We start from the raw sequence: 21,462 nt of genomic DNA, 5'->3' as shown, positions 1-21,462 counted from the left end.
AGGTCGATTGTTAGTGTTTTTAGGGGGTGGGGGGTAGAAGTGTTACATAGCTGAAACAAGGAGCGAGGGGGTGCGGGGGGAGGAGAGGGTCTTTCCGGGGTGCGGGGGATAGGAATGGTGTGTAGTAACAAGGGCTTAGAAGGTTTGGCATGGACTTAGCAATGTCTAGGGGCAGACAAGGGATGTCAAGGACAGAGCTTCCCACAGAAAAAGGGGATACCTGATGAGTAAACACGCTTGAGAAGGGCGTAGCAGGGCCAACACGGCGCAGGGACAGGCGCACCCAGACAACCAATGCTAAGGAGCACATTTGATGAAACACACTACCCTTATGATGAGCGCGGTTGTAGCCGCCTCCATGCTAAGCACCTCCGCCCTGGCGCTAGACCGGGCCAATACCTCCGAGAAAGGCAGCCTCTTGGTGTTCCCGAAAATCGATGTGAGTGGAGAGCGCAATACGATTATTCGTCTCCAAAATGATTACTCCGATTCGGTGAGTTTGAAGTGCTACTGGAAAAACGGCACCAAGCACTTTGCTGATTTTCAAATCAAGCTGACCAAGTTTCAACCCATCTGGCTCAGCGCCCGGGATGGCAACGGGACCTACCAAGTGCCGCCCTTTCCCACCGCCACCAACCAGCGCTACCTGGATAAAATAGGTCTCAGTGGTGGTGAACATGCCACCCCCAGCAAGGTCTCCTTGCCCGAGAACGCCACCCATACCGGCGAGCTGCAATGCTGGGCGGTGGATAGCGCCGGGGCCAGTGAAATTCGCTGGAACCATCTGGTTGGCACCGCCACCGTGGTCGATGCCTCCCAGGGAACCGCCTATGAGTACAACGCCTGGGGCTTCCGCTGCCTGGTGGGCGACAATGGGGAGGCATGCGTGGTCGCCGATGCGGGTCAACTGGACCTCAATGGCAGCGAATACGAAGCCTGCCCCAAAAAGCTCATTAGTCAATTTACCCCAGCGGGCAGAGAGATGGGTGGGTTTGATGTCCAGCGCAATGAGCTGACCCTGGCCTCCTGCAATCAGGACCTGACCGAAGAGCAGCAATACCACTTCAGCTTTTTGAAGTTTAACGTCTGGAACGAGCAGGAAGTTAAATACACCGGCGCCTACCAGTGCATAGACAGCTGGCATCAGGGGCTGCTCGATGAGATGCAGAACAATGGGCGTAACTTCTCCGCCGCCAGCCTCAAAAGCGATGTGGCCCGCTTCAAGGTCAAGGCGATGAAGGGCAGCGTCTGTGAGCGTGCCGATAACCGCAAGACCTTCAACATTGACGAGAGCATTGTCACCGAAGAGGCCGGGCTGCTCGGGGTCATGGCCACTACCTACGGCATCGGGGAAGAGGTGGGCATCGCCCAAACAGGCACCACACTGCACATGCTCGGTCAGATGGAGGGCTTTATCCTCTACGATCCCGCCGATGGGGAGATTGAGGAGCGTCCCGCTCGCTAAGCTCAGTGCTCTATTAACATCAGCTTAGCACGGTCAACAAAAAGTACCTTCCACCAAGGGGTCCGCCTATACCAGGCAGACCCCTTCTTTTCGCCTGGACCCTTGCAAGCAGGCTGCCACTAACAAGTTTATCTCCTGCTTGATGAAGATCTCTTTGTTGCCCTGGTTAACCCTTAATCTGAGGTTGTTTCTGCGGTGGAGGAGGCCAGTAATTTTAGAAACATTTTGTCTGTCTACGTGCCCTTAACAGACAGGCGCAAGAATCAATTTTATTAAAATAAATATTGTTTCAGTATTAGATCCAAGTTACACTCTTGCAACCTCATGGAGACTTTTAGGGTCGGGAAGATCCAAAATATAAAGCGTATGAAGCTTGTCTGGTGAGGTTTTGTTAAGGATAAATTAAAATTAACCGCGACAAGAAAGCTCCAAAATAATATCTAAGGAGTAAAAAAATTATGAAACGCTATGCTGTAATTATGGGGACGGTAGTGGCTGCTTCTTTGCTAAGCACCTCCGCCCTGGCCCTGGACAGGGGCAATACCTCCGAGAAAGGAAGCCTACTGGTGTTCCCGAATGTGGATGTTAGTGGGAACCGGAATACCATCATTCGTATCCAGAATGATTACTCTGATTCGGTGAGCTTGAAGTGCTACTGGAAAAACGGGACCAAATTCTTCGCCGATTTCCAGATTGAGTTGACTAAGTTTCAACCTATCTGGATAAGCGCCAAGGATGGTCGGGGCACTTATAATGTAACGCCCTTTCCTGACTTCACCAATCAGGCTTATTTGGACAACATTGGCGTCGGTTACCAAGGTCCCGAAGAAAATAGCATCAATGGTGGCCGCAACCATCGTGGAGTCAGGCCAAGCCAGGTGCTGTTACCGGACAACGCCAAGGAAGCGGGTGAATTGCAATGCTGGGCAGTGGATTCCTCTGGCGCCAGTGAAATTCGCTGGAATCACCTGGTGGGTACGGCCACCGTGGTTGATGCTTCCAAGGGTACGGCTTATGAATACAGCGCTTGGGGATACCGTTGCTTGGTTGGAAATAACGGGGATTCGTGTGTGACTGCCGAGGCCGGCAAACTGAATCTGGATGGGGCCGAATACGAGGCCTGCCCGAAAAAACTCATTGGCCATTTCAGCCCGGCGGGTACTTCTGTCGGTAACCTCCATGTGCGCCAGAATGAGCTGACCATTGCCTCCTGCAATCAAGACTTGTCCCAGGACCAGCAGTTCCATTTCACTAAGCTGAAGTTTAATGTCTGGAATGAGCAGGAAGTAAAGCTTACCGGAGCTTACCAATGTATTGACAGTTGGCACCAGCTACTGCTCAGCGGTGTTCAGAACAATGGCCGTAATTTCAGCGCTTCCGGCACCAATGTGGCCCGTTTCAAAGTCAAGGGCGTGAAGAGTAGTGTCTGCGAACGCCCGGATGCGCCACGGACTCCGTTTGTCGATGAGAGTATCGTTACCGAAGATGCGGGAATCATGGGCGTGCTAGCAACTACCTACGGGTTTGGAAAAGGCATTCCCCTTGGCGATGATGACGATGATTCAGAGAATGGTGGCTCGGGAGGCTTGGCCGAGTCGGGCTCTACCCTCCACATGCTAGGCCAGCTGCCCGGCTTTATCGCCTATGATGCAGAAGAGCCGATTGAGGAGCGTCCTGCTCGCTAAACTTAGTGCCAAATCAAAATTAAAATAATATAAAAAAACCAAAATTTGGAAGGGGCAAGACTTGAAGTCTTGCCCTTTTTTTATGGCCATAACGGCCAAAGGTTTAAACTCTTGAGGTTTAAAAAATATCCCGGTAAAAGATTTTGAGAGATTTAAATCGTTTTATGCTTATCAGCCGCTTCTACGAGGCAATCACTGCATGCAATAGAGTAGAGGACTGGAATGAAGAACCAGAAAAATTAGCTCTCAAAATCTTTTTTTGGGGCGCTTATGAAATAGCTTGAGCGAGATAAAGATCCGGTTTTTCTGGCCGATAGTTTCAAAAATAAAGTTTTATCGCTTTACCTGCTCTTTCAATCCCTGGTTGAAGATGAAGCAGGTTTTTTATTTTATGGGATTAAAGAAGTGAGCGCCTCCGCTTCAGCCGAAGATAGGACCATTCAATGCAGCAACGATATAATTTTTTTGCCTTATTTTTGTGTTTATTCTTTATGGGTTTGGGGTTTGCCCAGGGTCAGGAGGGTCAGGGAGGAGAAGCCGCTCTCAAGGCCCGGGCCAGTATTTTCTGGAAAGCGCGGGTTCAGGAAGACTGGGCCACGGTCTATGATTTTTTACCCTCCGAGGCGAGAAACAAAGCGACTAAGGAACAGTTTGTCGCCTTTCGGGAAAAAAAAGGGCCTTTTCGATATTTATCCGCCGAGGTAGGCAAGGTGGCGGTAGCCGGAAACAGTGGATGGGTAGAAATGCACTATACTGCCCAACCTTACAATTATCCAGAAGTATCGCCGGATCGGGTAGAAATGTGGGAGCCTTGGCAAATTAGGGAGAAGCAATGGTATCCTGTTCCCCCTCAGTTACGGGAGCAGATGCCCAAGCTACCTCCCCATTTGCGGCCTGTGGAAGAAGAAGCTGCCCTGTCCCAGCGGGCGGATGAATTTTGGAAAGCCAAGGAAGCGCAAAACTGGGATCTTATCTATCGTTTTTTAGAACCGAGCTATCGCGCCAAGGTTTCTAAAGCCGAATTTTTAAGCAAACAATCCCTGTTTGTCTATGTTACCCACCGCTTTGAGTGGGTGGAGGTCAGTGGTGATCAGGGCCGGGTCAATGTGGTGTATGCTCGGAAGTTAAATGACCCTACGTTATACAAATTACAACCCGAGGAGGACAGTATGATTGCAGAATGGGTCAAGGTGGATGGCGTATGGTATCGGCATGTCTCACCGTTGAACGGGGGGGAATCATGAAGGAGCGGCGGCTATTGAGTGGAATTATGGGTATGGCCCTTGCCACCCAGGTTTTTGCCGAAGAAGGATCATTACCCTCTTCTCCGGAAACTCCCTTGCTCAGCTATCGGCTGGCGGTAGAGGGGCTGCCCCCTAGGGCTCCCCTTCCCATCTGGAAAAGCACCCCGGTCATGATTGATAGCAATGGGGATGGTTTTTTGGATCTAGCCGCTATCTCCCGCGTGGGTGATGGGGCTCAGGTGTGGCTCGGGGATGGAAAGGGCCGGTGGCAAGATTCTTCCCAGGGGCTGGGTCCCGCCGATTCTTGCGGTGGGGGGGTGGCCTTTGGCGATATTAACCGGGATGGCATGCTTGATTTGGCGGTAGCGGATCATTGTGGCGGGATATTCGTATATTTAGGCAATGGTAAAGGGGAGTGGACAGCCAGTACCGAAAGGCTGAATCCAGCCCTGTCGCACCAGATAAGTTTGGAAGAGGAGGGGGAAAATACCCTGACCGGAGCCGAAGATTTAGCCCTGGGGGATATTAATGAGGATGGTTTTCTGGACTTGGTAGTAGCCGCCTCCGATGAAGGTGGATTTGCGGTTTATCTGGGAGATGGTAGCGGTAAATCCTGGCAAGAAAGTGACGCCGAGGGTTTGCCCACCGTTAAGCACCTGGGGCCAGGAGCCGAGGAAAACGGCGGTTGGGCCAATCAGGTGCGGTTATTGGATATAGATGGAGATGGGCATTTAGATGTGGTAGCCAGCTATTACTTAGGGCCCTGGGTTTGGCGAGGTAATGGCAAAGGGCAGTGGGAGGATTATTCCAAAGGATTACCCCGGCCCATGATTGGCGGGCTTTTCCGCGGCTTGGCGGTGGGCGATATTAACGAAGATGGCCGCTTGGATTTAGCGGTGGCTAACAGTATCAACGGCCCTGAGGTTTTTCTGCAAACCCAGGAAGGATCATGGCAGCGAACGCCCGATGTCATGCCCTCCATGCTTGGCGGAGCGGAAGGTATTGCCTTAGGTGATTTGGACCGGGATGGCCATTTAGATTTAGTGGTAGGGGGGCGCTTGGAAACAAAGGGAACCGGCTATGGGCTGTTTATCCTGCGCGGTGACGGCAAGGGTGGTTGGACTCAGCTTCAAGATACGAGTCTTCCCACTAGCGGGCTACCCTTTACCTGGGGTATTGCCACGGCCGATGTGAATGGCGATCAGTGGCTGGATTTTGCCGTGGGTACTGGGGGAGCAGTGGATGGTACCAAAGATCCCGTAAAGGATGAGAGTGCCCTGCCCCAGTTACAGGTTTGGTTGCACCAAGCTCCCCCGCAAGAAGATCAAGCGCGCCCATAGGGCGGGAAGAGCTAGGACTCAAAGCCATCAGCAAAGATGATATCCGGCAAAGTCCCGGTAATGGTGAAATCGGTATCGGAGATACCAAAGAAAATATTATCCGCGCAGGCTACCTTGAGGCGGGCCCGAGTGGTAGCACTATCCGGCACGATAATGCTTGCCTCGCCATCATTGGCGGTAGTAGCCAGCGTAATGGGATAGCTGTCGCCCCCGTCGATGGACAATAGGATGTCAACCTGGCCGCAGCTTACCGGGGCGAGATCGGTATTAGCCACCTCCCAGGTCACCAGCTTGGAGGTGTTGCTGGCCCAGGTGACCGGACTGTTAGGCTCGGTCACCCTAAAAGGGCCGGCAAGGTCGGTGACTTCCAGGGTGACCATATCATAATCCACGCCGCCGCCCCCCGCCCGGTTGTCCCGGGCTGTCAATCGGAAAGTGAGTTCACGGGCTTCGGCGGGTAGTTGCTCCCCCAGGGTCGAGGTATTATTGAGCAAATCTGAAAGCTGGGGAAAAGTCCGGGAAGGGTCGTCGGTAGGGGGAAAGGAACGGAAAAGGGGACTATTGCCATCCTTCTCCAGATCAAATTCTTCCCAATTATAGGTAAGGGGATCGTCATCGGGATCGATGGCTGTTCCGGTGAGAGTAAAGGGGGTTCCCATGGGAAGCGTGTAGCTTGGCCCCGCATCCACGCCGACGGGTGCCTGATTCAAGGTGCTGGTGATAAGAGGGCAGCTATTGCCCGTGCTTTGGGTCGTATAGTCTACGATTTGGTCGAAGCTAAGACCATGAAAATAAGGGTCGGCATGGGGTTGCAGGTTCTGTTCGCCGCAGATGCCCGCATAGGACATGATGGTAGAGCCGCTGCCCGGTTCATAGGCGTCGTTAGGCTTTCGGGCATTTTTACCTCCACAGGCGCCTGCGGTGCCATTAAAGGTGTGTTGGGCGCTGAATTGGTGGCCCATTTCATGGGCCACGAAATCCACATCAAAGGGATCGCCCAGAGGACGGGATGAGCCGGTGACCCCCTTGGCCTTACTGCCCGCCTGGCAGACCGTGGCGGGGACCGCGGCCCCGCCGCCGCCGGTACTAAACACGTGGCCGATGTCGTAGTTATCGTTGCCAATGATGTTATCCAAATTCATTTGATTTTCACCCAGCATGGTGTGGCCGTCATCATTGGTGTAGGGATCGGTGTCGCGATTAGTATAAATAATCAAATCATTATCTTCCACCAACTCAAACCGCACCGCTACTTCCCGCTCGTAGATAAAATCAACCCGGTTGAGGGTGGTTACAATAGCGGCTAGGGCATCATTTTTAGTCCCCGTCGCCCCACCCGCGCAGGCTTGGGAATCACCCGTGGTCACAAAACAAGTGTACTCACCGGAGGCGGCAATGGCGATGCGGTAGGTGCGCAGTGTGTTGCCGGAAGGCCGTAGCGCCAGGGGGGAGGGGCGAAAGCCCAGGATTTCTGCGGGGGATTCTGTCTCATCCACTTGACATTCCCGCTTCTTGGGTTGGGCCGGTTTGAAGTCCCGCTTAAAATAACTACGGTAAAGTTCTGGCAGGCCATCTTGGGTCGGGGAGTCCGGGTCGATGTACACTGTTCCCTTGCTGGAATGGAAGATAGCGTGGAATCCCTTGGGCGTCAGGTCAAACCGGGCGGTGCCCTGAGGATCATCCAGGCTGATGCCCCGGTAGGTTTTGATGTCGGGAAACTTGGCGGTTAGGGCTGGAGCCATAATTGGAGATTCTTCGATGAGGAAACGCTGAAATCCCCCGCTTGGCATGGGAATGGACAGGATGATCTCTGCACCGGGGCGTTCCTCGAAAGGCGCTTGGCCCAGAGTCCGTTCCAGGGCGGTAATATCGACCCGCAGGAGGCGATAGTAGCTTTCGGGCGCCGCTAGGCCCCGTCGGGCGATAGTCGGGGGGGCGGCATCCTCCCAAAGGGAGTCTGGGGAAGAGGCGGCTTGTCCTTGGGCTGCAAGGGGGGCCATACAGGCCATGAACGCTATCATGGTCTGTATGATAGTAATGAGTCTTATTTTTCCAAGCAGTTTCTTCATGTTTTTATGCGATTGTTTTGCCTTTTTAACGTAATCGAAGCGGATTATTCTTCAATATCATTCGATTCATCCTTCTCTTTTTGAGAGGAAGTGGGCGGAACCTGTTGCGGGGAGGCACGTTTTTGAGCCTCAGTGGGTACTTCCTTCGCTTCCCCGTCAGGTAAAACCCGAATCTCAGCTATTTTGGGAGGGGAGTCTCGATCTTTGGGTAGGAGGGGTTTTTGGTAAGTGAGAATATAATTCCTTCCTCTCAAGAGTAATTTTAGGCCCTCGGCTAAGGGAAAATCGTCAAAAGACAGGGGGATTGGCTCGGTAGCCACGGAGTCGGAAACATGAATTTTAATATCTGTTTGCCGCTCTAATTCCGCTAACACTTCTCCCAGTAACGCTCCCTCTCCCTGGAAGCTGACCACATTATCCTTTACGGATAGCTTGAAGGAAGCGCCAGCAAGGTTTTGGGCGGCTATTTCCCCCCCTGCAAGCAACACCAGTATTCCGAATGAGCAGCGAAGCAATTTTTTTATTTTCATTAGCTTACCATCTTATGGGGATATTTAAAGGGTATCCTGGAGAAGATTGTGTATAAATCTTCCTTAAAAAACTTGCGGTCTGAGTGACGCGGGTTCTGAGTCATAATTTGGTCTGTTAAATTTGGAAACCGCTGGAATATGAGGTTTTAGGACTATCATAGTTATTCGAGTGCGGGGACCGCCTGCTTTAGCTGGCGGTATATGACAAGCTTTTGGCTTCGATTGCGAGTTGTTGATAGGTTAATTTAGCCGGGTTAAAGTTCCACACGACTTGATGTTGTGGGAATATTCCCCCATTATACTGTCTTTTTTTGGTCGGCATACGGAAATCGGGGCAGTGCGCCATCACCATCATGCTTTCGACTTTAACTAATATTATTGCCCGCCAGGATCTTCTTAAATCCCTCACCCTGAGTGAGCTGCAGTCTTCCACGGCCCAAATGCGGTTGGGCTGGTTATGGTGGCTGCTGGACCCTTTGCTGTTGATGGGGGTATATTGGGGAGTGATGGTGATCATCCTTGGCCGGGGAAATATCCGTTACGAGCCCTACTGGATTTTCCTCTTCTGCGGCCTGATCGCCTGGAAGCATTTTGCGGAGAGCGCCGCCAAGGCTACCAATGTGCTCAGCGCCAAGGATCATCTTATTAAGTCGGTGCCCTTTCCTACTATTATTTTGCCGATTGCCATCGTGTTTTCGAGTTTTGGTTTTTTTTTGTTCGGCATGATAGTGCTTCTGGTTTTCGCCCTAGGCGCCGCTTTATCCGGCGCGTTAGTCCAACACAGCGGCGACTTGCTGCCGCTGCTTCAACTGCCGGGCTTGATGGCGTTGCAGTTGCTCATTGTCACTGGGATTGCCTTGCCCCTGGCATGTATAGGTGCCTTGGTCCGGGATCTTTCTCCCTTTATTAGCCACTTTCTTAGAATGGCCTATTACCTGTCGCCAGGACTTTATGGTATCGATCTTATCCAGCGCCTTTTGACAGCCGAGTTCGGTTCCGAATGGGGTAATAAGCTGTTTAACCTCTACATGCTTAATCCCTTTGCTATCCTGATTAGTGGCTACCGGGACAGTATTTTCTATGGAGAGCTCATGCCGTTTTATTTTTGGCTTGTACTCCTCCTAGAGGCTGGAATTTTACTCTTTTTGGGATATCGTATTTATCTTTATTATGACCGCCGTGTCATCAAATTTCTCTAGTGAGTGAGCGGCCTGCCAAGCACTCGATGGCCGGAGGCCATCCTACCTTGACCGGGAGTCAGGGAAAAGTGCCAAGTCAACTGAATCTGGCCAGCCCTCCCTTAATTGAGGTTCGTAATCTCAAACTTTGGTACCAACTGCAACAGCATAAGCGTCGCTCGATTAAAGAAGTTCTGCTGTCTCCCCGCAAGGGATTGGCGCAGGTTCATTGGGCACTGAACGGGGTGAATTTCCAGTGCCATGAGGGGGAGGCATTAGGAATCGTGGGTCACAATGGAGCGGGTAAAAGTACTTTATGCTTGGTTTTGGCCGGTATCTTGACGCCGGATAGCGGGACAGTCCAGGTTCGTGGCGAAGTGACGCCGTTGCTGAATTTTGGCGCCGGCTTTAACCGGGAGTTGTCAGGCCGGGCTAATGCCTATCTTTATGCCTCTTTTCTGGGCATTCCCCACCGGGTGGTGGATCGCCGTTTGGATGATATTATCGCTTTTTCAGAGTTGGGTAATTTTATCGACCAGCCCATGCGCAGCTACTCGGCGGGAATGAAGGCCAGGCTCGGCTTTTCCGTGGCCTCTATCCTAGACCCAAAAATCATGATCCTGGATGAGTCTCTGGCGCCTGGGGATTTAGTTTTTAAAGCCAAAAGCCGGGCCCGGATGATGGAGATGATTCAGCATAGCCAACTGCTGATCGTGGTTTCCCACTCTTGCGCCTTGCTACGGCAAATTTGCACCCATTGCCTGTGGCTGGACCATGGCCGGACCCGGCTGTTTGGGGAGGCTCCCCAGGTGCTAGATGCCTACGAAAAAGCCATGGGGGGAGAGGAAATCCTTGATCTTGATGAATCATAACCGTATAGCAGATTTATGAATTTGGCCACTCACGAAATTTTGGTAGATACCTATAACCTTCGGTTGCCCCAGGGTTCTGGGATTAAGACCTATGGGCTTTCCTTGCTCAATGCCTTGAGCCAGTGCCAGGCTCAGGTTTCCTTGCTGACGGATCGGCATGTGCCTAAAAGCCGGTATCCAGTTCTGTCCGAGGTACATCTGTTTGATCAGGCCATGGACCATGCTCCCCGCCATCCCCGACTTTGGCGAGGATGGCGGATGCTCTCCCATGCAGGCCGCACCCTACGGGCAATGCCAGTGGATATTTCCCGGGTTATTCCCATGGAAGACTCGGGCGGGGCTGCTATCCATCGTTGCTATAATTTGCCTCAGCTTTATGATATGGCCAACCAGACCTATTTGCGGTTGGGCAGGTTGACCCGGGTTAAATTTCCGCGGCCACCTGCCCTTTGGCATGCCACTACGCCCGTGCCTATTCGTATTCGGGGGGCCCGGATGGTTACCACTATCCATGATTTGATTCCCCTGCGTCTGCCCTATACTACTTTGGATAACAAACAATTTTTCTACCGGTTGGTGCGGGATGCACTGCGGGATTCAGATCTGGTACTTACCGTTTCCGAATGCTCGAAAAGGGATATTCTCGCTTTTTATGATATTCCTGAAGAGCGAGTTGTAGTGACCTACCAGTCCTTATCCTTGAAGAGGGCCAACACCCATAAAAGGCAGTCTTTTTCTGTCCTAAAGAATTACGGGTTGACGCCGGGCCAATATGTGCTATTCGTAGGGAATATTGAGCCCAAAAAAAATCTGGCGACTTTGATCAAGGCTATGAGCATGCTCCAGCATGATCTCCCTCTAGTAGTGGTAGGCCGCAAGGCATGGCTTTGGGAAGAACCACTCCAGATGGCCAAGCGCTACTTTGGCGAGGATGAGTCCAAGCGCCTGCGAATACTGGACTATGTGCCTTCTGCTGTTTTGAGCACCCTTTATAGCCACGCTCTCTGCATGGCCTTCCCTTCTCTCTATGAAGGTTTCGGGCTCCCTGCCTTGGAAGCCATGAGCCATGGCTGCCCAGTCATTACCTCCAATGCTAGTTCATTGCCGGAAGTATGTGGTGAGGCTGCCCTTTATATGGATCCCTATGACTCAGATGGGCTTTTTGCTCATATTGAGTCGCTCCAGGAAGATGTTTGTTTAAGGGCGCGCTTGATTGAAGCGGGTTATCGCCGGGTTGAGTATTTCAGCCCGGAACGTTATGCCGATCGTCTCTCCGCGGCCTACGGCCAGATCCTGGCCTGAGATCTCTCCAGCGAGCAGAGCAATAGGCGCCAGAGATGTTGCAGCCTCAAGACCGCTTGTATTTCATTCATATTCCTAAAACCGCCGGGACTACCCTGATTCCCCATCTGGACGCTCGCTTTCATGTGGATGAAATCTGTCCGGCGCAACTTTGGCCCCAGCTCTTGTTGCTTCCCCAGGAGACATTACCCCGCTACCGCCTGTTCCGAGGACATTTTGGGGCTAAGGGGCTGGATTGTTTTTTACCGCAGCCACCACTACGGATAACCATGCTGCGCCATCCCGTGCCCTTGGCTTTCTCCACCTATCAATTTATTTTGCGGGAACCGGGGACTCAGGGACACCGTCTGGTAAAATCCAGAAAAATGAGCTTTGCTGAATTTTTACGGCACCCCAAAGCCCGCCTGGCGGTGACTAATAAGCAAGTGAACAACCTGGGTTTCGAGCTGCATTACCAGCCAGGCAGGGGATCGGTACTTTCTGCCGCCCGCGGCGCCAAGCGGTGGGTAAATAGCCACAAGGTGGTCTATCGATCTCCGCAAGAGCGGCTTGAGCGGGCTTTTGCCGTACTTCAGGAGTGCGTTTTCTTTGGTTTGGTAGAGCGTTTCGATGAGTCCATGGCCCTTTTATCCTGGACTTTTGGCTGGCCGCCGGTGGGGCCCGTGCAAAAATTAATGGTAGCGCCTTCGGCTTCTCGCCAGGGAGCGGCTCTTTCTTCCGCCTTGGAAGCGCAGATTTGCGCTTATAATTTGTTGGACTTGGCGCTCTATGAAGCGGCGGAAAAGCGGTTTGAGGAGCGGCTAGCTGCTATGAGAGAGGATCTACGGCAATACGCAAGAGCGGGGGAGGTAGTGCCGGACCCCTTGATTGCCAATCCCCTATTGCTCCATAAGCTACTGAAACGCCATTACCGATATCAGCGGCCAAAGCAAACCCGCCCGGCAGGCGCGCCTATTCGTATGACCTTTGCCGAGCCCCTGTCGGGAAGTGGTTGGCACGGCCGGGAGAAGGCGTCCTCCAAGGGAATATTCTATCGTTGGACTGGCCCCGGCAGGGTGTCTACCCTGGCGTTCCCCTTGGGCGTTGCGGAAGATTTCGTAGTGACTTTTCTGGTGCTGGATGCAGCTTCTCCGACGATACTGGAAAGTCTGCAATTAACCGTCAACGGCCAGCCGGTGGCGCTTCGTTCCTTCGGTCGCGGTTCGTGCCCCCGTTACTATCGGGCCTTTATTTCCCGGCATATTTTCACCTCCAGAGCCAGGCATATCCAGCTGGCCTTTCGGGTCGCCAAGACGGTGCGCCGGGAACGCTATTACTGGGATATGCGCATGGTAGGCGTCGCCATCGGTGGGGTGGAGCTCGTTCCTGCCCGGGAAGCCCTGCCGGAGGAGGTTCTCATAGCTCGGTTAAAGAAGCTCCGCCGCCCTATTTCATGGCGGCTCTGGCCACTGCAAATTCCTTGGTTTGGCCCTCGGCTAAGAAAATTTTATCTTTACCTGCGCGCTGCCTATTTTTCATAGCTATGGTTGCTTCTTCTGTGGGTTTTCCCCGACCCTTTATTTATATTGCCGCTTTGCGGCGAACCGGTTCAACCATGCTGAGCGAGGCGCTTACTGCCTTGCCCCATTCATTTATCTTTCGAGAACCTCATTTTAGCCGTAATAAATTTTCCTTAAAATTAGGGGATGCCGACAGGCTGAGACCGTTTGGGGTTGATTTAGATCAGCTGCGGGAGCAGTGGTTAGAGAACAGAACTGAGCGTCCTATTCTCACTGCCCTGCAAGAAGAGTTGTTGCCCAAGCTCTTTCCACCCATGCAGCAATGGGGGGTCAAGGAAATAAGGCACAAAAACTGGCGGTGCTATTATCAGCGATTTCCTGGGATGAAGGTCATTCTTATGGGTCGGGACCCGCGGGATATTTATATCTCCCTTTTTTACCGCCAGAAAGAGGGGTATGGGCGATGGCGGGGGCCCTATAATCCAGCATTAGTAGCGGCGGATTTAAATGCTGAGTTTCAAAGACAACTAGAAATAGCGACGACAATAGACTGTCTATCTGTTCGCTATGAAGATTTATGCCAGGATTCTCAAGCTTTTGAAAAAATCAAGCGCTTTGTGAAGTGTCCTTTGCAGGGGATAGGGAATATTGGTGAGTTTTTAGGTAATGGAGCGGCAGGAGGTAGACGGGAATACCAGCTTCATGGCAAGCGGATTACCACTCAGCGTGTCCGCCGATGGCAGGTGGAAACCAATGCCACCTTAGTGGGAGAAGCAGAACAGGTTTTTGAACTAATGGCGGACTATTGCCGCTATTGGGGGTATCAAAAAATCCCTTAAATTAGAACCGATAGAGCAAGCATACGTAGGGCGGGAAAGTGGAGCCCCCTATGAATGGAAGCGACTTCGGCGGGATGCGCTGCGCTTTCCCGCCTTACCTTGCTCGACGAATACGTGGTCAGGGACCAATGAAGCTGGAGCGGGTAGATACGAATTCATCAATGAAGAGGCTTCCAGCCGGGGTAAAATTACCCCCCAGATACCCGAGTCGGATTCGATCAATACCCCCATAGGTGGCGTTATTGAGATGGGTAGCTTCAAAATCCGGGTTGGCTTCATTAGACTTATTAATCCAGATTCGGTAAGCGCCATTGCCATTCCCGATAATCAGCTCAATTTCAATGATGTTAGGGCCGTTTTCAAGAGGCAGGGTCACCCGTCTTTTGCCGTCGCTACTGTCTGGCCGTGTCCATCGCGCCCAGGCGCGAATGGCATAACCTGAAGATGTGCCTTTCAGCTTCATTTGGGCCACGCCGATGGGGAGAGAGGACTGGCTAAGCTGCTGTTGATTAAAAAATTTTAATTTTTCGGAACCATCCGAGGCGATGCCAACCCCACTGGGATCAAAATAAAATCGGGCCCGATAACGGGTTTCCTGGTTGGGCGTGGAGTCCTGGACATAGCGTTTGCCGTTAGGACCCTCGGTCCCGCCCAGTTGGATCTCAAGACCGCAGTCGCTGCCTCTCATGGCCGCCATTGCGTTGACGAGTAAATGGTTGCCGGGATCTTCCGTTTCCCAGGCAGCAGTGGTGCCCCCCGCGCAGGCAGCAAAACCGGACGCGGGAAGCAGTAGTCCATAAAGGGCAGCGCCCCAAATAATTAGTTTCATGGCTTGTACTTTATTATCGAGTTCTTTAAGTTAATATTTATCCCTGCAAGTAATAAGGATATATTTTATAGTATACTCGTGACCACTGTTGATGTAGCAGCTATCCAAAAGCTTACTCGTTATTATCCTGAATCTCTTTTTGATCAGGTTGAACGCTATGCGTTGTTCGTGGGCCATGGCCATAGCGGCCATAGCCTGGTGGGCGCCTTGCTGGACGCCCATCCTGAAATCGTGATTGCTAATGAACTCAATATAGCGCAGTTGGTCGAGCGCTGCGAGTTGCCACTTCATCAGCTACAAGCCCTGATTTTACATTATGCGAGCAAAAACTCTCGCCCGGAGGGTTGGCTGAATACGGGTTACCGCTATTGTGTTCCCCATGCCTGGCAAGGCCAATACACGCGTATTCGGGTGCTCGGGGACAAAAAAGGGGGTGGCACATCCCGGGCTTTGAGCCAAAATCCGGCTCTTTTGGATCAACTCTATGAACGCTTTGCAGAAAAACTGCATATCATGAGCGTCATAAGAAACCCCTTCGATAACCTCAGCGCCATGGCTTACCGGCAACAACGCATGATTGATGATCATTTGATAAACCGTTATTTTATCAATGCTTCTAGTATCTTGAAGGTTCAGGCTAACTTGCCTGAGGAGCAATTTTTATTGCTGCGCCATGAAGATTTTGTACGGGATCCGAAACCTCATCTGGAGCGATTATTTGCTTTCCTTGGATGCCCAGTAAGTTCCTCCTTGCTGGAAAACTGTATCCGAATAGTCAGCCCGGCTCCCCATGCCCGTCGGTATAAAACGGTGTGGCCCGCTAAAGCAAAACAAGAGGTGCTGGCACGAATGGCAACGGCGGAGTTTAGCGGCCTGTTTAGGGGGTATGCTTTTTAATTGCTTCCGGCGGCATTTTGCTTTTCTGGATTTCCCTGAATGCTTGCCATAGGGGCCAGGCCAGCTTTTCAATACGGCGGGTTTGCTCCGCTGTTAGTGGTGGAAACTCCGTAACCGTGTGGGCTGGCAGGGAAAGATTGCCCCGCTCATGGAAATAGCGGTTGTTTGAGCGGAGGCGAGCGCCAGTAAGATATTCCCCGTCACAGTTTTGCAAGGGGAGCACGATAGGCGGTGGATCGACACGGTGGGGTTGGCAAAGTTGTAGAATCCGTTGCAGCCAGAGACGGGGTTGTTGACAGAAAGCTTCATAGGTCAAGTATAAATCCACGTGCCAGGCATTTGCTAGCAAATGCTGGTTGACGGTCAGCCATTGACGGGCGCATTGCTCAAGTTTGTCCTCTTGGATGATCTCTCGCCACTGGGGAGGCTTGACCCCCCACCAACCCTCTTCAGGCGCCTTTCCCCGCCCCTGGTGGGGCAGGTATTTTTTGGCCAGGGAGTAGGTATTGGCTAGCGGGTTCCGGACCATGGCTACGATTCGGGCTTGCGGGAATAGCGCCCGTAGCCACCCCAGGCGGAGGGTGTTATAAGGGTTTTTATTGAGAAGAATGGGAGTAAGGCAGGGAAGACTATGCCAGCGGCCATGGACCGTGGCAGTTATGGTGGTATCAATATCGGATGCCTCAAGCAGATGCCCTTGTTTTCCCCCCTTGGCCTGGTAAAGCGTTCCCGTGGGATAGGCGGTTGGGGTAAAGGGCGGGACATCCCCCCAAAAATCGTGGCCCTCAGCCTTAAAGGGACTGCTGACCGCGGCATCCATTTGCAGGCAACGGCTTAGCAGGGAAGTGCCGGATTTTTGCAGTCCCACAATGAATAAGGGGATGGGAGAATCCTTATCCTGTTGATCCTCTTGTCCTAACGGGTGGTTAGGGAGAAGAGAAGGGGCTGTGCTTTCCATACGCTAGCTGTCTTTTAATTCTGGTAGTTTGTAATCCGGGCGGGAAGTGCCGTGACGCTGCCGTAGTTCAGTGCGCGAGATCTCAGATCCTATTTCTCCATGGAGGGGCTCGTCTATGGTGGGGTGAAAAGGTAAAAAAGGCTTAAGCCACTGATATTGGAGAGTATCTCGTCCTAGGGACGGTTCCAGTGACTCAAGAAACCCTGGCCGATTAAACCAGCGGTGGTAATGAATATGAATTAGCTCGTCTAGATCAGCGGTACCCATTGCGCCGTGAAAAAAAGAACGACGAGGGAGAGAGTAATTATAATGATAATCGAGGGTGCCTATCCGTTCCGGAAACCGGGCCAGAGTGGCCGCCAGGGAAAGTTGGTCCAGATTATTGATATTGCCCGAGGGTGGAATATGGCCTGCTTTTATCAATAACTGGAAGATCTCGAACCACTGCCTAAAAATTTTTTGCTCGCGCCGCGCCGCAATTAGACCTGCATTCCAGTAACCGCGGATGGAAATACCTCGTTCCATGGTGTTGACATAGGGCGCATGCTTGGCCCCCGCCAGTTGATACATGCGCCGCCAGAAGCCGTCGTGCGGGTGGTCTGGGCCGGTGCTTCCCTGACCCACCAAAACCACAGGCTGAAGAGTGGCATCCAAGGCGGGATTTAAGTCAAAAGCGGCAGGCTCCCCAAGAAAAACCGTATCGCTGTCGCAAAATACCAAAAATTCCTCTTGCAGCATCTCCTCGGCCCTGGCGCAAGCATAGATTTTATTGGCGAAGGGATAGAAGCGATGCTCCTGGTTGAGAGGCTCCTCATGCAGCGCCACACCCAGCGTGCGTAAAGCATCAAGCGTGGTTGGGGCTAAAGGTGGACCTTGCCGGGGTTTGAAGGCGTGAAGAGGACAGTAGGCGTAGCGCCCGCCCCAGCGGCGGATGGAATGGGCCAGGAGTAGGGACTGGGGTTCCAGATAGCCCGCCTCGAGGCAAAATAAAAAAGCATGATTCATGAAGTAGCGAATAGGCGTAAGGGGTCTGCGTTGCGATTACAAGGAAATCTGGCCCCCTCCTTTTTATCGAGCGGGGTAAACACCCTTTAAAGTATACTTAACCTACGGGAGTTTTCTAAGCTTATAATATTTTTCTGCATATAACCGGTTTAATGAGTAATAAAATTTGAACGAATACACCTATACGAGGCGTCATTTTTTAAAAACGCTTGGTTTTGCGGGTGCCTCGATGGCTCTATCCTGGCCTATTGATAGCCTATCCTTAGTTGCTGAAAGAGAGAGGGGGCGGCCTAATATTGTCTTGATCGTCGCTGATGATATGGGTTATGGAGATGTGGGATGTTATGGAAATCAGCATATAAAAACTCCCAATCTTGATGCTTTGGCGAAAAGGGGGGCGCGATTTACGGATTTTCATAGCAATGGTCCGTTATGCACGCCCACCCGGGCCGCGCTTTTGACCGGCTGCTATCAGCAAAGAGTGGGCCTTCAAATTATTCCAAAGGATCAACGCTATGCCATGGCCAAGGCGATGCCGCTGGCAGAGATCACTTTCGCAGAAGCGTTAAAAGCGGTGGGTTATAGCACGGCGCTGATAGGTAAATGGCATTTAGGGGATCGTCCCTCTTTTTCGCCTTCTCGACAGGGTTTTGATGAGTATTTTGGGATTCCTTACAGCCATGATATGCACCCTTGGCGCAAGTCGTTTCCGCCTCTTCCCTTGATGAGGAACGAGGAGATTATCGAGCTAAATCCCGATCTAGATGACATGACGCAGTATTGTACTGAAGAAGCCGTCCAATTTATTAGCAAGCATAAAAGCAACCCCTTTCTGCTTTATATGCCTCATCCGATGCCCCATCAGCCGGTGCATGTTTCTAAGAGATTCGCGCAACGATTTTCCAAGGAACAACTAGCCGCCATCCAGGGAGAGGATAAAAAATCCAGGAAATTCCTGTACTCCGCCGCCATTGAAGAAATCGACTGGAGCGTTGGTGAGGTGATTAAGACGATAAAATCGCTAGGGATAGAAGACAAGACTTTGGTGGCATTTACGTCCGATAATGGCCCCGCCATTGGTTCCGCGGGTCCATTGAGAGGGAAAAAGGGAGCGCTATGGGAAGGTGGGCATAGGGTGCCTTTCATTGCCTGCTGGCGCGGAAAAATCCAGCCAAATGTGGTGATTGACGAGATTGCAATGAGCATGGATTTATTTCCTACCATGGCGGCAATGGCGGGCGCGTCGTTGCCTGAAAAGAAAATCGATGGCGTTAATTTATTGCCGCTGCTTTGTGAAGGCGGCAAGCTTTCGGAAAGAACAGTTTTTTGGCGCAGCAAGGGTAAAAAAGCGGTTCGTAAGGGGCCTTGGAAAATGCTCATGCGGCCTGCCAAGAAAGAAAGGCCGGCGAGCATAGCCTTGTATTCTCTTGATAGTGATCTTTCAGAGCAACATAACCTTGCCGGGATTTATCCGGAGAAGTTAAAAAGTTTACAGCACGAGCTTACCACCTGGGAAAAGTATGTAGATGCTGGCAGGATGCGGAAAGCCGAATGGTAAGTAAGCCTATTATGGAAAGAAGGTCGGTTGAAATTATTAACCACCAGGCTTTATTAATTCCAATAGATAGCGAGACGATTGCCGCCTGGCGGGTCTTGTTGGCAGCCGGGCAGCTTGTTCAGATACTGGAATGAAATTGTTTATGCAGGGTTTGCGCCGTTCAGGGACGACCATCGTTTATGATGTGTTGTCCCAGGACAGGCGTTTGGATCTTTATTACGAGCCTTTTGCCGCAGGTAAAATAGGCGAGCTTGGGGGCGGGAGTGGGGTCCAAGAGACTGATTTTATGGTAAAGCACCGCCAAGTTAAGCAAGCTTTCATTGCTTCCTACCCGGAGTCTGTGGACATGACGGCTCTTAACTACGGCGCGCCACGGGCGCCGGGCCTGGAGTTGCAAAAAGAATTGCCCCAATTTTGCCGGGATTATCTTCGGTTTATGGTGGAGCGTAGGGAACATAGCGTTATTAAATTCACCCGCATGTACCGGAAAGTGGAAGAACTTGCCGCCTTGGCTCCCCAAGCCCGTTTTGTGTTACTCGTCCGCCATCCCCAGCAGGTGGTGGCCTCCTACCTTTATGGCCGTGGACAAAGACGTTTAGGGCAGCTTGCAAGCCGGGAGCAGTTTTTTACTATCCGGGATCAATTTAACGCTTGGAAATTCCGTGAATTTTTCGAGGGTATCATCGCCCAGCAGGGAAGGCCAGAGCTGGCGGATGCCCCTAATTGGATTCGTTGCCTGGTGCTATGGAAATATACTTTTGATCATGCTTATCACGATGGCCGTGCCGCCTTTGGAGAAGCCTTCCGCGTATTGCGCCACGAGGAACTGTGCGCTCATCCTCGGGATACTGTGATCCAGCTTTATCAGCACATGGGCCTTCCCGTGAGCGAGGAAGTCGTGGCGTGGGCGGAAGCCCATGTCCGTGAAAACGATAAAGCCTGTTATCAAGACGATCCCCGTTGGCTGGCAGCCTATGAGACGCTTGGTTTGGTAGAAAGTTTAAAGGCCGCGGGCTATGACTCTTGCCGGTAACTTTCAATGAATATCGGCTTTATCAGTAACTGGTGCAATCGCGGGCAAGGGATCGTGACCCGCCAGATTCGGAGCATTTTCGCTGAGGCGGGACATGATACTTACGTACTGGCCCGGCCCACGCGGACCAGGGCGGCCATGTCCAATCTTATTGATAGCCGGGAGGAGTGGCAAGTGCCTCGTCTTACTCACGGTTCGGCTTATGATATGCCCCTCGAAGAATATGTAGCTTGGGCCAAGCAGTCCACCCTGGATGTGCTTTTTTGCGATATGAATATGCAATTCGAGGCCATTGCTGCTATTCGAAGGTTGGGGGTACGGACCATCGGGCGCTTCGTGTGGGAGGCTTTCCATCCGGATTACGTGGCGACGGTCAAACAAGCCTATGATATTGTCTATTCTTTGACCCGCTGCGAGCAGGAGAACTACCGAAAAGTGGGAATTGCCTCCCCCTATGTCCGGTTTGGCTTGGCGCCCTCGTTGACGGCCTTCTCTCCTACTAAGCGCACCGATGCCCTTTATTTTTTCTTCCACGGGGGTACCCAGGGAACCCGCAAGCCCATCCAGGCTACCCTCAGGGCGTTCAAGCAGGTAAAGAACCCCCATATTAGGTTGATTATTAAGAGCCAGTGCATTGATAAAGCCTCCGAGCCCGTGATCATCGAAGATGATCCCAGAATGACCCATATAGTGGCGGATTTACCCTTCGAGGAACACCGGCGGTTGTTTTCAAGTTGTCACGTTTGTCTTTGCCCGAGCCGTTGGGAAGGGCTAGGGGTCCATTTGTTCGAGGCCCTGGCCTATGGGATGCCAGTGATTTCCAATGATATCGCCCCCATCAATGAAGTGATCCGCCATGGGCGAAGTGGCTTGCTGGCGCGTAGTTTCTCCAAGCGCAAGAATCGTTGTGGCCTTCCTATTTTCGAGCCTGACGAAGGACATTTGCAGGAATGTATCGAGGAACTCAGCGATCCAGTCAGGTTGTCTGCCCTAGCGGCGAGTACCCAGGCGGAAGCAAAGCGATTTGATTGGGCGTTGACCCGGCAAGACTATCTTGAATTAGCTACTTGCGTTAGGGAAAATCTTAGCCGGAGACAAAAGAATGGTGGGTAAACAGCCTTGGTAAAAAACATGGCGGGAAATGCCCAGTATCTTGAGT

The 21,462-nt window shown here is 52.0% G+C and carries 19 protein-coding genes; 14 read left to right on the top strand and 5 right to left on the bottom strand.

The genetic code is table 11. From position 1 onward, the window contains the following. Positions 1-313: 313 nt before the first annotated feature. The 4 genes from NWAT_RS11705 (at position 314) to NWAT_RS11690 (ending at position 5,734) form a co-directional block, all read left to right on the top strand. Entirely contained in the window at positions 314-1,465 is a 1,152-nt protein-coding gene (locus NWAT_RS11705) for a hypothetical protein (protein WP_013220986.1), read from the top strand. Between the two features lie 458 nt (positions 1,466-1,923). Then, positions 1,924-3,150, top strand: a complete 1,227-nt coding sequence (locus NWAT_RS11700) for a hypothetical protein (RefSeq protein WP_013221282.1) — start codon at positions 1,924-1,926, stop codon at positions 3,148-3,150. A 443-nt stretch (positions 3,151-3,593) separates the two neighbouring features. Next, positions 3,594-4,394: a hypothetical protein gene (locus tag NWAT_RS11695; RefSeq protein WP_013221281.1), complete on the top strand. Its 801-nt coding sequence runs from the start codon at positions 3,594-3,596 to the stop codon at positions 4,392-4,394. Next, positions 4,352-5,734 (top strand): FG-GAP repeat domain-containing protein, encoded by a 1,383-nt coding sequence (locus NWAT_RS11690; RefSeq protein ID WP_232420112.1) that lies wholly within the window; start codon positions 4,352-4,354, stop codon positions 5,732-5,734. The genes NWAT_RS11695 and NWAT_RS11690 overlap by 43 nt, the downstream gene beginning before the upstream one ends. Positions 5,735-5,745: 11 nt before the next feature. Here the strand turns inward: NWAT_RS11690 and NWAT_RS11685 are convergent, their stop codons facing one another. Both NWAT_RS11685 and NWAT_RS11680 read right to left on the bottom strand, forming a co-directional pair. Further along, positions 5,746-7,803 (bottom strand): reprolysin-like metallopeptidase, encoded by a 2,058-nt coding sequence (locus NWAT_RS11685; RefSeq protein ID WP_013221279.1) that lies wholly within the window; start codon positions 7,801-7,803, stop codon positions 5,746-5,748. 44 nt (positions 7,804-7,847) lie between these two features. Then, positions 7,848-8,333 carry a hypothetical protein gene (locus NWAT_RS11680; RefSeq protein WP_013221278.1) on the bottom strand — a complete coding sequence of 162 codons (486 nt, stop codon included), beginning with the start codon at positions 8,331-8,333 and terminating at the stop codon, positions 7,848-7,850. Positions 8,334-8,686: 353 nt separating this feature from the next. Between NWAT_RS11680 and NWAT_RS11675 the strand changes: the two genes are divergently transcribed. The 5 genes from NWAT_RS11675 to NWAT_RS11655 are packed head-to-tail and all read left to right on the top strand — an operon-like array spanning position 8,687 to position 14,023. Next, positions 8,687-9,532, top strand: coding sequence for an ABC transporter permease (locus tag NWAT_RS11675; protein ID WP_013221277.1), 846 nt, complete (start codon positions 8,687-8,689; stop codon positions 9,530-9,532). After that, positions 9,532-10,383, top strand: a complete 852-nt coding sequence (locus tag NWAT_RS11670) for an ABC transporter ATP-binding protein (protein WP_232420111.1) — start codon at positions 9,532-9,534, stop codon at positions 10,381-10,383. The genes NWAT_RS11675 and NWAT_RS11670 overlap by 1 nt, the downstream gene beginning before the upstream one ends. 15 nt (positions 10,384-10,398) lie before the next feature. Beyond that, positions 10,399-11,685 (top strand): glycosyltransferase family 4 protein, encoded by a 1,287-nt coding sequence (locus NWAT_RS11665; RefSeq protein WP_013221275.1) that lies wholly within the window; start codon positions 10,399-10,401, stop codon positions 11,683-11,685. Positions 11,686-11,720: 35 nt separating this feature from the next. Beyond that, positions 11,721-13,205 carry a hypothetical protein gene (locus tag NWAT_RS11660; protein WP_013221274.1) on the top strand — a complete coding sequence of 495 codons (1,485 nt, stop codon included), beginning with the start codon at positions 11,721-11,723 and terminating at the stop codon, positions 13,203-13,205. 2 nt (positions 13,206-13,207) lie between these two features. Next, positions 13,208-14,023 (top strand): sulfotransferase, encoded by an 816-nt coding sequence (locus NWAT_RS11655; protein ID WP_013221273.1) that lies wholly within the window; start codon positions 13,208-13,210, stop codon positions 14,021-14,023. A 118-nt stretch (positions 14,024-14,141) separates the two neighbouring features. Here the strand turns inward: NWAT_RS11655 and NWAT_RS11650 are convergent, their stop codons facing one another. After that, positions 14,142-14,852, bottom strand: a complete 711-nt coding sequence (locus NWAT_RS11650; RefSeq protein ID WP_013221272.1) for a hypothetical protein — start codon at positions 14,850-14,852, stop codon at positions 14,142-14,144. A gap of 78 nt (positions 14,853-14,930) precedes the next feature. Here NWAT_RS11650 and NWAT_RS11645 point away from each other — a divergent pair, with 78 nt between their 5' ends. Beyond that, a complete protein-coding gene (locus NWAT_RS11645) occupies positions 14,931-15,749 on the top strand; it encodes a sulfotransferase (protein ID WP_013221271.1) in 819 nt (272 codons plus the stop codon). Here NWAT_RS11645 and NWAT_RS11640 read toward each other — a convergent pair. After that, the gene (locus tag NWAT_RS11640; RefSeq protein ID WP_013221270.1) at positions 15,730-16,707 is read right to left on the bottom strand and encodes a sulfotransferase family protein; all 978 of its coding nucleotides are present in this window, start codon (positions 16,705-16,707) and stop codon (positions 15,730-15,732) included. The genes NWAT_RS11645 and NWAT_RS11640 overlap by 20 nt on opposite strands. 3 nt (positions 16,708-16,710) lie before the next feature. After that, on the bottom strand, positions 16,711-17,712 hold the full coding sequence (locus NWAT_RS11635) for a hypothetical protein (protein ID WP_013221269.1): 1,002 nt from the start codon (positions 17,710-17,712) through the stop codon (positions 16,711-16,713). 229 nt (positions 17,713-17,941) lie between these two features. Between NWAT_RS11635 and NWAT_RS11630 the strand changes: the two genes are divergently transcribed. From NWAT_RS11630 to NWAT_RS11620, 4 genes are read left to right on the top strand one after another with little or no spacing between them, the layout of a single operon-like run. Further along, positions 17,942-19,270 carry a sulfatase family protein gene (locus NWAT_RS11630; RefSeq protein ID WP_232420110.1) on the top strand — a complete coding sequence of 443 codons (1,329 nt, stop codon included), beginning with the start codon at positions 17,942-17,944 and terminating at the stop codon, positions 19,268-19,270. 11 nt (positions 19,271-19,281) lie between these two features. Next, positions 19,282-19,404, top strand: a complete 123-nt coding sequence (locus NWAT_RS17795) for a hypothetical protein (RefSeq protein WP_269724253.1) — start codon at positions 19,282-19,284, stop codon at positions 19,402-19,404. After that, positions 19,401-20,303, top strand: a complete 903-nt coding sequence (locus NWAT_RS11625; protein ID WP_013221266.1) for a sulfotransferase — start codon at positions 19,401-19,403, stop codon at positions 20,301-20,303. Before NWAT_RS17795 ends, NWAT_RS11625 begins: the two co-directional genes overlap by 4 nt. Before the next feature lie 6 nt (positions 20,304-20,309). Further along, positions 20,310-21,416: a glycosyltransferase family 4 protein gene (locus tag NWAT_RS11620; RefSeq protein WP_013221265.1), complete on the top strand. Its 1,107-nt coding sequence runs from the start codon at positions 20,310-20,312 to the stop codon at positions 21,414-21,416. Positions 21,417-21,462: the final 46 nt, after the last annotated feature.

This window comes from Nitrosococcus watsonii C-113 (assembly GCF_000143085.1).
Classification (GTDB): Bacteria; Pseudomonadota; Gammaproteobacteria; order Nitrosococcales; family Nitrosococcaceae; genus Nitrosococcus; species Nitrosococcus watsonii.
This window is presented reverse-complemented; position numbering and strand designations above follow the sequence as displayed.